This window comes from Streptomyces sp. NH27 (assembly GCF_056859195.1).
Genome location: NZ_JACEGK010000299.1, coordinates 1 through 9730, shown reverse-complemented (window position 1 = coordinate 9730; position 9730 = coordinate 1). Strand labels below are relative to the sequence as shown.

The 9730-nt window shown below is 74.2% G+C and carries 9 protein-coding genes; 2 read left to right on the top strand and 7 right to left on the bottom strand.

Going from position 1 to position 9730, the window contains the following annotated elements:
- Together AC13HU_RS22975 and AC13HU_RS22970 are read left to right on the top strand one after the other, a co-directional pair.
- Positions 1-472, top strand: a 472-nt coding sequence (locus AC13HU_RS22975) for an SAM-dependent methyltransferase (protein WP_483043826.1), incomplete at its 5' end; no start/stop codon positions are given.
- 137 nt (positions 473-609) lie between these two features.
- Positions 610-1809, top strand: a complete 1200-nt coding sequence (locus AC13HU_RS22970) for an MFS transporter (RefSeq protein ID WP_483043825.1) — start codon at positions 610-612, stop codon at positions 1807-1809.
- 90 nt (positions 1810-1899) lie between these two features.
- Here AC13HU_RS22970 and AC13HU_RS22965 read toward each other — a convergent pair whose 3' ends face one another.
- From AC13HU_RS22965 to AC13HU_RS22935, 7 genes are all read right to left on the bottom strand, one after another.
- Positions 1900-3564: an NADase-type glycan-binding domain-containing protein gene (locus AC13HU_RS22965; protein ID WP_483043824.1), complete on the bottom strand. Its 1665-nt coding sequence runs from the start codon at positions 3562-3564 to the stop codon at positions 1900-1902.
- Positions 3561-4070, bottom strand: a complete 510-nt coding sequence (locus AC13HU_RS22960; protein ID WP_483043827.1) for a phage tail protein — start codon at positions 4068-4070, stop codon at positions 3561-3563. Before AC13HU_RS22960 ends, AC13HU_RS22965 begins: the two co-directional genes overlap by 4 nt.
- 83 nt (positions 4071-4153) lie before the next feature.
- Positions 4154-6112 carry a putative baseplate assembly protein gene (locus AC13HU_RS22955; protein WP_483043823.1) on the bottom strand — a complete coding sequence of 653 codons (1959 nt, stop codon included), beginning with the start codon at positions 6110-6112 and terminating at the stop codon, positions 4154-4156.
- Entirely contained in the window at positions 6112-6612 is a 501-nt protein-coding gene (locus AC13HU_RS22950; protein ID WP_483043822.1) for a GPW/gp25 family protein, read from the bottom strand. Before AC13HU_RS22950 ends, AC13HU_RS22955 begins: the two co-directional genes overlap by 1 nt.
- A complete protein-coding gene (locus tag AC13HU_RS22945; protein WP_483043821.1) occupies positions 6612-8507 on the bottom strand; it encodes a VgrG-related protein in 1896 nt (631 codons plus the stop codon). Before AC13HU_RS22945 ends, AC13HU_RS22950 begins: the two co-directional genes overlap by 1 nt.
- Positions 8504-9229 (bottom strand): CIS tube protein, encoded by a 726-nt coding sequence (locus AC13HU_RS22940; RefSeq protein ID WP_483043820.1) that lies wholly within the window; start codon positions 9227-9229, stop codon positions 8504-8506. The genes AC13HU_RS22945 and AC13HU_RS22940 overlap by 4 nt, the downstream gene beginning before the upstream one ends.
- Entirely contained in the window at positions 9230-9667 is a 438-nt protein-coding gene (locus AC13HU_RS22935) for a phage tail protein (RefSeq protein ID WP_483043819.1), read from the bottom strand.
- Positions 9668-9730 lie beyond the last annotated feature (63 nt).

The window sequence follows — 9730 nt, the reverse complement described above, 5'->3', positions numbered from 1 at the left end:
GCAGGGCTGGCAGGTGGCCGGGGTGGACGTCTCCCGGTTGGCGCTGGCGCGTGCGGCCGTCCACGCCGAGCGGGCGGGCGTCGCCGACCGGGTCGAGTGGCGCCGCCACGACCTGGCCACGGACTTTCCGGCCGGCAGCTTCGACCTGGTGTCCGCGCACTTCCTGCACTCGCCGGTCGAGATGCCGCGCGAGGCCATCCTCCGGTCGGCGGCGGCCGCGGTGGCCCCCGGCGGGGTGCTGCTGGTCGTCGGTCACGCGGGCTGGCCCGAGGGCGAGGAACGCCCGGACATCGACGCGCACTTCCCGACCCCGGAGGAGGTCCACGCGAGCCTGGAGCTGCCGCCCGGCGGGTGGGAGCTGCTGGTCGCGACCCAGTACGAGCGGGAGTTCACCGACCCCGAGGGCCGTACCCGGCTCCGCCGCGACAACACGCTGAAGCTCCGCCGCGCGGACACGCTCCCGCCCGCCTGACCGCCTACCGCCCGGCCGTCCCGCGATGACCGCCCGCGGCGACCCGTCGGCACCCGTCGGCACCCGTCGGCACCCGTCCGCCGTGCGGGCGGTGGCGGCGACGGCCCTGGCGCCGGGTGCGGGCCTACCGTGTGGACATGACGACTCCCGGCGCAGCAGAGCGCCCCGCCCGGCCCTGGTACGCCCTGGCCGCCGTGGTGTTCGCGGTGGGCATGGCCGGGACCACCCTGCCGACGCCGCTGTACGGGCTCTACCGTCAGCAACTCGGCTTCTCCGAGTTCATGGTGACCGTGGTCTTCGCCGTCTACGCCTGCGGGGTGATCGCCGCGCTGCTGATCGCCGGCGACTTCTCCGACCTGCTGGGCCGCCGCCCCATCCTGCTGACCGGCCTCGGCTTCTCCGCGCTGAGCGCGGTGTGCTTCGTGTCCGAGGGCGGGCTGCCGCTGCTGTTCGTCGGACGGCTGCTGTCGGGTTTCTCGGCGGGGTTGCTCAGCGGCGCCGCGACGGCCGCGGTCACGGAGCTGGCCGCGCCCGCTCAGCGCGGGCGGGCCGCGCTCGCCGCGACGGCCGCCAACATGGGCGGGCTGGGCTGCGGTCCGATGCTCGCCGGGGTGCTGGCGCAGTACGCGCCCTACCCGCTGCGGCTGCCCTACCTGGTCCACCTGGGCCTGCTCGCCGTCTGCTGCGCGATCACCTGGGCGCTGCCGGAGACGGTGCGCCGCCGCGACCCGCGGCCGCCGCTGCGCCCGCAGGGCATGGCGGTGCCCGCCCAGGTGCGGGGCGTGTTCGTGCCCGCCGCGCTCGCCGCCTTCGCCGGGTTCTCGGTGCTGGGCCTGTTCACCGCGGTGGCCCCGTCGTTCGTCGCCGAGTACCTGGACGTGGACAACCTCGCGGTCTCCGGGGCGGTCGTCCTGTCGGTCTTCCTCGCTTCGACGGTCGGGCAGTCGCTGATGAGCCGGGTCGGCGCCGCGCGCGCCCTGCCGCTCGGCTGCCTGGTGCTGATGGTGGGACTGGTCCTCATCGGCTGCTCGTTGCTGGTGGAGTCCCTGGCGGTGCTGATCGCGGGCGCCGTGGTCAGCGGCATCGGCCAGGGCCTGGCGTTCCGCGGCGCCATGGCCACGGTGAGCCGGGTCGCGCCCGCGGAGCAGCGCGGCGCGACGATCTCTGCGCTGTTCGTGGCCGCCTACGTCGGCATCGCGCTGCCGGTGGTCGGCATCGGCGCGGTGGCCGTGGCGGTGGGGCTGCGCAGCGCGGGCCTGATCTTCGTGGCGTGCGTGATCGTGATGTCGGGCACCGTGGCGGCGTACCTGCTGCGCCGGCCGCTGCCGTCGCGGTGACGGCGCGACCGGTGGGCCGGACGGCGGCGGTCGCGCGGACGGGCCCGGCCCCGCGAGGGGGACCGGGCCCGTCAACTGCTGCCCCGGCTGTCAGTTGGAGTGCTTCGGGCCGAAGAACTCGATCTCGGCGATGGCCACTTGCTTCTTCTTGTCGATTCCGTAGGAGGAGCGCACGGTGAATTGGACCGAGGTCACCTTCGTGGCGCGGAAGGAGACGGTCTGGCCGCCGCTGCCCTGGTCGAGGGTGAGGTGACGGACGATGGTGCGGCCGTCGGCGGTGGTGACGGTGACGTCGAGCTGGTGCGGCTCCGCGGACTTCGCCAGGTCGGCCGGCTGGGTCGACTCACCGGGGGTGATGACGAGGTTCAGCAGGTGCACCGGCTGCTCGAACCGCGCCTCCAGCCACTCCCCGGCCCCGGACTCCGAGACGCCCGGCCCCCACCACGTGTTGTTGTACTCGTCGAACGCCAGCTTCGGCCCGTGGCCCGGGAAGGAGTGCGACGCCGACACCGAGTCGGGTACGACCGCGGCCCGCTTGGCGAAGTGGTCCTGCGTCGCCCGCACCCCGTCGCCGATGTGCATCCCGGCCACCACCACCAGCACGGCGGCGGCCGCGCCGACCAGCCAGGTCAGCACCCGGCCCAGGTTGCGGCCCAGCCGCGGCCGGTCCCCGGCCCACGGGGTCTCCCGCCGGCGGAAGAGGTCCATCAGCCGCCGCCACCACGGGCGCCGCGCCAACTCCTCCTGTGGCCGCCCCGCCATGGGCATCGCGCAGCGCCGGCAGAAGTGCCGGTCCGTACGGTTGCCGGTCTGGCACCACGGGCAGCCCGCCGGGCCGTCGTCGTCGTCGGGCAGCGCGCCCGGCGTCCGTACCAGCGGCCGGGACACGGCCGGGCGGCCGGGCATGACCGCCCCCACCGACGGTGCGGTCGGCGGCCGTTGCTGGGGGTCGGCGACCGGGATGAGCAGGGCGCGGGCCCGTTCCTCGGCGGACGAGGGCTGCGGCGGGTTCTCCGGCTGCGGCGGCTGCTCCGGCTGAGGCGGGTTCTGCGGTTGCGGATACGGCGGCTGCGGGCTCTGCGGCTGCGGATAGTGCGGGTCGGCGGCGGGCGGCTGCTCCAGGGTGTCTTCCATGGGGTCCGTACGGCTTCCCGCACCTGCTGCCGCACCGGCGTCCGGGGCCGATCCGTAGGCCGCGGCCTGCCGTTCGGCGTCCGGGGCCGGCCCCTGCCGCGGCACTTCGGCCCACGGCTCCTGGCCGGCGCCCGTCCCGCCGAAGGGAACCGCGGACTTGGCGCCCGGGTCCCCGATCACGTCCTGTCCGGCGCCGGGGCCGGAGCCGCGGCTGGCGGTCCCCTCGCCCGGGCGCGGCGGCATCGGCCCCGCGCCACCGGCCCCCGTACGGCCCGCGCCCGCGCCGGAACCCGGCGGGGTGTACGGTGCGCCGCCGCCGAAGGAGGACGGCGAAGAGCCGCCGGCACCCGCGGCGTTCGCGCCCTCGCTCGCCAGGGGCGGCGTCGGCCCGGTGCCCGCGGTCGCCGCGGCAGGACGCGGATCGTCGCCGGCCGCGGCGCTCGGCGGGGTGTCGGCCGGGCGCCGCGCGGAGTTCGGCGGGGCGGCGGGCGGGTCCGCCCAGCCGAGTACCGCCCCGCACCCGTCGCAGAACGACTGGTCGGGACCCGACCGCGTGCCGCACTCCGCGCAGGTCCGCGCCGATGGCCGGGGCGGCTCGGCGTCATAGCTCTGTCCGGTCACCTTCGGGAGGTCCTTTCAACCGCGGTCTCCTGGACCGTGTAGGGCATGTGAGCGGGGCGGGCGGCTGCGACGAGGCGGTCCAGCCGTACCTGGTCGGACGGGTCGGGGTCGGGCAGCCGTATCGCGATGTGCAGGTGCGGGCGGTTTTCGCCGGGCACCGGGCCGAGGGGCCTTGCGTCCCAGGCCGCGGCGCCGCTCTCGCTGATCTCGGGCTCCACACCGAAGGCGAGCCGGACCACCTCGGCCAGGCCGCGCCGGGTGCCGCGGATGCGGTGCAGGCGCGCGGCGGCGGCGACGGCCCGGCGCAGCGCGGCGATGTCCTCGACGCCGTCGGTCTCCGCGCCCACCCAGTCGCCGAGCCAGCGGGTGAAGTCCGCGGGGGCCAGCGACGGTGCGAAGTAGGAGTCCAGGCAGTCCAGCACGTTGTGGATCGGGGCGAGCACCTCGTCGAGCCCGGCGACGAAGCGCTGCGCGAGGTCGTCCTCGGCGAAGACGGCGGGCAGCATCGCGCCGAGCGGCGCGGACGAGCCGAGCCCGTCGATCGACCCGCGCCCGCCGGGCGCCGCCTGCCCCACGTCCGTCGCCGCGGTCACTCCTGGCCCCCGATCACGCGCACCCGGTGGTCGAAGGAGAAGACCAGGGACGGCGGTTCGAGGTCGATCCGCTCGGTCGGGTCGCCGCGCTTGCCGGTGAGCGGGTCGGCCGGGTGGAGCAGCACCTGGTCGACGAGTTCCACGCCCGGCACCCGCTGGAGCACCGCGAAGACCTCGCCGGCCTGCACCGGCCGGCCGAAGGCCCAACCGGTGCCCCGGGCACCGCCGGTGAGCGGGTCCAGGTGGCGGTAGAGGGCGTCGTGCGCGCGCTGCCTGACCATCTCGGTGTCGGTGCCGCGGAAGGCGTGCAGCGTGGCCACGACGGTCACACCCTGGTAGTAGGGCGGGCCGACCGCGAGCCGGGTGCCGATCAGCCGCCGGTCGTCGAGGTAGTCGGTGATCCGCTCCAGCAGGGCGTCGTCCGGGACCAGTTGCTCGAACCGCAGCCGGCCGCCGGGGTCGTTGACCGCCTGCGGGACGACCAGCACCCGCACCGCGTGGGCGCCGTGCTCGTCCGGGTCGGCGGCCAGGCAGGTGATGCGGGCGGTCTCCGGGGCGGCGCGGCGGGCCAGTTCCTCGTAGTCCCGCAGGGTCACCGCGCGGTCCTGGGCGCGCAGCGTGATCGGGGCGCGGGCCTTGGCCTCCTCGACGCTCTCGCCGTCCACCCCGCCCTTGGCGGCCTCGCGGTTGACCACCTCGGCGACGTACGGGACGGAGTTGCGCAGCACCTGGATGGTGCCGCGCGCGACGTTCCCGGCCCGGCCGCCGCCGGTACGGTAGCGGCGGACCCGGATCGCGGCACCCATCGGCGGCACCGCGCCGTACTGCCGCAAGGTGCCGTCGGGTTCGCGGACGGCGGGGCCGAACGCGATCTCGCCGGTGGCCGCGTCGAGCGTGACGTGCCGGTCGGACGGGCCGGAGGCGGCGAAGTGCCCGACGACGTCCCAGTCGGTCCAGCCGTTGTCCCCGGCGACCTGGAGCAGCAGCGCGGGCACGTCGCCGACCACGGGGAAGTGGGCCAGCCGCAGCCGCTGGCCGGGCAGCCCGGTGGACTCGCCCAGCACCTCGTCGCGGACGGTCTCGGCGTGCACGACGCCGGTGGTGCCGCCGATGGTGAACGCCTCGACCGACCGGACGGTGGGCGAGGTGGGGTAGACGGGCTGGCGGGCCAGCGGCTCGGTGACCCGGCAGCGCAGCCAGCCCGCCTCGCGCCGCCCGGTCCTGGACAGCGTGTGGCCGCCGGGGATGTGCAGTATGACCTCGCCGGGGCGGTTGAGGCCGCCGGTGCCGTCCCGGTCGACCTCGCAAGGAGTCCAGCCGTCCGCGGTCCACGCCTCCCAGACCAGCGGCGGCTGCCGCGGGTCCACGCCGACGCCGTCCACCCGGCTGTCCAGGGTCAGCGCGACCGCGCAGTGCGGGACGGCGGCGCTCAGCCCCAGCAGCATGCAGTCGCCGGGGCGCGGCGACTCGCTGAAGCACATCAGGTCGCCGCCCTCGGCCAGGTCCGAGGTGCGGTCCACCGCGGCCTTCTCGCCGTGCTGCACCACGAGGTACTCCAACTCGCACGGCACCACGGTGAGTTCGGCCTCGGTGGCGAAGACCACCGCTTCCTCGTGCTCGGTGCGGGAGGTGGCGACCTCGGTGCCGGTGGGCAGCCGGACCGGCTCGCCCACCGGCGCGGACAGCCAGAACGTCACGTCGGTGCGCGCGGCCGTCGGCGGGAAGAGGGTGATCCCGATCAGGTCGAGGAAGGCGAGGTGGTTCTTCTCCGGCACCCGGTTGAGCCGGTAGACCACCTGGTCGGCCATGTGGGCGACCGTCTCGACCAGGGTGATGCCGGGGTCGGAGACGTTGTGGTCGGTCCACTCGGGGGCGCGCTGCTGGATGTAGCGCTTGGCGTCGTCCACGAACTGCTGGAAGCGGCGGTCGTCGAGGTTGGGCGAGGGCAGGGCCATCAGCGGTCGCTTTCGGTGGCCGGCCGGGAGCCCGCGGACGACCCGTCGGGGAAGTCCTGGGAACCGGGGAAGCCGGGGGAACTGGAGGAGCCGGGCAGGTCGGGGGAGTCGTGCGAGGGGATCGTGTAGAACGGGAAGACCAGGCTGCGCGGGTTGTTGGTGCCCCGCACCGAGTAGCGGACGTCGATGTAGAGCACGCCCTGGCCGTCGCCCGCGGTGACCTCGACGTCCTCCACCTCGATCCGCGGCTCCCAGCGGTCCAGGCTGGCGTACACCTCGTGCTGGATCCGGCCGGCGGTCGCTTCGTTGATGGGCGCGAAGACCATGTCGTGGATGGCGCAGCCGAATTCGGGCCGCATCGGCCGCTCGCCCGGCGCGGTGGCGAGCACCAGCCGCATCGCCTCCTCGACCTCCTTCTGCCCGCTGACCATGGCGATGCCGCCGCCCGGGCCGATCCGCAGCGGGAACGCCCAGCCGGTACCGACGAATTGCTCTGCCATCACACCACCGGGATCCCGTTGGCGGTGACCACACCCAGCAGCATGACGCTGGTGCCGTCGACCGTGACGTCCAGTGGCGAGCTGAGCATCAGCGCGCCCTCGCCGGACACCGTCGTGACGCCCACCGCGTTCAGCTCCAGCGCGGCCAGCGCGTTGATGGCGACCGCGCCGAGCGAGCGGGCGCTGATGGTGGCCGCCTCGATGTTGAGCACGCCGCCGCTCTTGAGCGACAGGCTCCCGCCCGCCTTCAGCGACAGGTTCCCGCCCGCCTCGACCGACACCGACCGGGTGCCCTTGATGCTCACCGAGCCCTTGCTGTCCACGGTGATCTCGGTGCGGGTGCGGTCCAGGTCGACCACCAGCCGGTTGTCGCCCGAACTCAGCCGCACCCCGCGCCTGCCGCCGGTCCGCTGGTCGAGCAGGTCCAGCCGGTTGCCGCTGCGGTCGGCCAGGGTGTGCCGTACGGCCTTGCCGCTGGTGCCGTCGTACGGCGGGACGTCCACGGTGCCGGGCTTGTCCTTGCCGTTGTAGAGCCCGCCGATCACGAACGGGTGGTCCAGCGCGCCGCGGTCGAAGCTCACCAGCACCTCGTCGCCGACGTCCGGGCCGATCAGCCCGCCGCCGCCGGTCCCGCCGAACTGCACGGTCCGGGTCCAGTCGCTGACGTAGGTGTCGTCCAACCAGGGGAACCGCAGCTTGACCCGGCCCTGCTTGAGCGGGTCCTTGATGTCGGTGACCAGGGCGTTGGCGACCCCCGGCAGCCGGGCGGCGCCGGTCGCGCCGCCGCCGGACCCGCCGGAGGCGAGCCCGTACAGCGACCGCCACTGCCGGCCGCTGACGGTCAGCCAGGTCTCGTAGTGCCGGCCCTCGCCGAAGGTGTGGCGGGCGGCGGTCACCGTGTACTTGCCCTCGAAGGGCGTGCCGACGTCGGAGAGGGCGACCGGGACGCCGGGCCGCAGCTTCGGGTTCCCGTGCACGGTCACCTCCAACTCGGCGAACGAGCCGGTGACATCGGCGGCCAGCGAGTCGGCGGCGTTGTTCACCTCGCCCTGCTTGTCGTACGGGATGTCCGTCTCGACGAGCGTCGCGGGCCCGAACGCGGTGACCGCCGCGGCCGGGCTGGTGCCGATCCTGATGCCGGGGTTGTCCGCGGCCGTGGACCGCCCGACCAGGTCGCGCTTGGTCGTCACGTCCCAGCCGCGCGCCTCGACCCGGGCCACCTGGTCGGCGGAGGTCACCGCCGCCCGGCAGCGCAGGATGTCGATGCCCGCCTCCAGGACGTACGGGCTCTTGTCGCTCGGCGTGCTCACCGGGGGAGCGCCGGACGCCGGGTCGGGCTTCTCGAACTGGAAGGTGCCCTTGGGGCTCAGGGACATCACCATCTCGTTCTCGTCCGCGAGCCGGTTGAGGAAGTCCCAGTCGGTGACGTTGGCCTGGGTGATGAACTCGTAGAGCGTCCTGGTGGAATCGACCTTGCCGATCGGGACCTTGTCCTGGCCGGCGAGCTTGCGGGCTATGTCGGAGGCGGTCATGTTGCGGTAGGCGACCACCCGGCGCTGGCGCAGCATCCGGTGCCCGAGGTCGTAGCCGCGGATCACGCTGAACGTGCCGGTGCCGTCGTAGTCCGTCTCCAGGCCGGTGATCTCGCCGGTGAGCAGCGGGGACTGCGCGCCCTGGCCGTCGGAGACCGGGGCCAGCACCACGTCCGCGCCGATCTTCGCGCCGGCCTCGCCGAGCAGCTTCCGCTTCGGGTCGCGGAAGGTGAGCTGGAACGCGCCGGGCACCCCCACGCCGAAGTCCACCCAGCCGCCCACCAGCAGCGTGGCGTGGTACGGCAGCAGCGGCCGGCCGGCGATGGTGACGTGCAGGACGTTGGAATAGCCGATCTTGGTCATCGCAGGCCGACCTCCTCGGCCGCCGGCAGGATGAGTTCGGTGCCCGGCACCAGTTGGGTCGGGTCGTCGATGTCGTTGCTCTCGGCGATCGCCCGCCAGACGGTGGCGTCGCCGTACTCCCGCCAGGCCAGGAACTGGAGCGAGTCGCCGGCCACGACCCGGTGCACCCGGCGGGCGGTGAGCGCGCCGGACGTCGGGTTCTGGCCGAGGGTGTTGCTCGGGATCTCGTTCAACTGGAGCCGGCAGGTGGCCCGGATCGGCACGCCGGTGGTGCCGAAGAGGCTGTACGACGCCTCCACCGAGCTGACGTACGCGGTGAACCGGGCGGTGGAGAACGACCCCCACTGGAAGACCACCCACGGCGTCGAGGGCTGCTTCGCCTCGATGCTCGCGGAGGTCACCTCGCAGCAGGAGAAGAGCGCCTCGACGTTCTTGCGCACGTCGTTGCTGTTCGGGTCGTCGGAACGGTCCAGGAGGACCTCGACCGACAGCTCCCGCGGCTCGGGCCCCATGAACTCCGGTACCGCGCCGTCCCGTACGGCGGCGGTGGGCGTGGTCTTCCACTGCGCGCGGCGGCTGAGCGAGAGCTCCGAGGGGTTGAAGTCGAAGTCGAAGGTCTTGATCAGCGCGCCGGGTGTGGTGCTGTAGCCGATCGGCGCCTGGTGGATGGCGAGCGAGGCCCGGACCAGGCTCTTGCCCGCGCCGCCGCTGCTGCCGGCCATCTACGCCGCCCCCGCGTCCGTGAAGCCGTGGTGCGCGATCTCCAGCACCTCGGTGGCCACCGACGGGCTCGCCGGATCGAGTGACGGGCCGCGCCAGCTCACCGGCAGCACGTCGATCAGCCCCCAGCGGGCGACGACCGAGCCGTCCGCGCGCAGCGCGGCGATCTGCGCGGTGGGCCGGGTCACCCCGGTGGTGATGGACGTGATCCAGGCCGCCACCTTCGAGGTGTCGGGGGTGAGCGGCCGGGTGAGCGTGATGTTCGAGAACGTCACGCGGGAGGGCAGGTTCCACACGAAGCCGTTGTTGCCGCCCTCCTGGTGCTGGTGGATCTCGACGGAGGAGCTGAGCCCGTCGCAGCCGTTGAACACGCCCAGGTTCTCGCCGTCGATGGTCAGGTTGAAGAAGATGGTGGAGCCGGGGTCAAGGTCGCTGGCCATCGATCACTGCCTTTCTGCGGGCGAGTCGGGTGGGCCCGGGTTCCGGGCGTGGGTGGGGCGGTG

Excerpts from the sequence above, each read along its gene's own strand:
- AC13HU_RS22970 (WP_483043825.1), top strand. The coding sequence starts at position 610 with ATGACGACTCCCGGCGCAGCAGAGCGCCCCGCCCGGCCCTGGTACGCC.
- AC13HU_RS22960 (WP_483043827.1), bottom strand. The coding sequence starts at position 4,070 with ATGCTGCCCGCCGTCTTCGCCGAGGACGACCTCGCGCAGCGCTTCGTC.
- AC13HU_RS22955 (WP_483043823.1), bottom strand. The coding sequence starts at position 6,112 with ATGGCCCTGCCCTCGCCCAACCTCGACGACCGCCGCTTCCAGCAGTTC.
- AC13HU_RS22950 (WP_483043822.1), bottom strand. The coding sequence starts at position 6,612 with ATGGCAGAGCAATTCGTCGGTACCGGCTGGGCGTTCCCGCTGCGGATC.
- AC13HU_RS22945 (WP_483043821.1), bottom strand. The coding sequence starts at position 8,507 with ATGACCAAGATCGGCTATTCCAACGTCCTGCACGTCACCATCGCCGGC.
- AC13HU_RS22940 (WP_483043820.1), bottom strand. The coding sequence starts at position 9,229 with ATGGCCGGCAGCAGCGGCGGCGCGGGCAAGAGCCTGGTCCGGGCCTCG.
- AC13HU_RS22935 (WP_483043819.1), bottom strand. The coding sequence starts at position 9,667 with ATGGCCAGCGACCTTGACCCCGGCTCCACCATCTTCTTCAACCTGACC.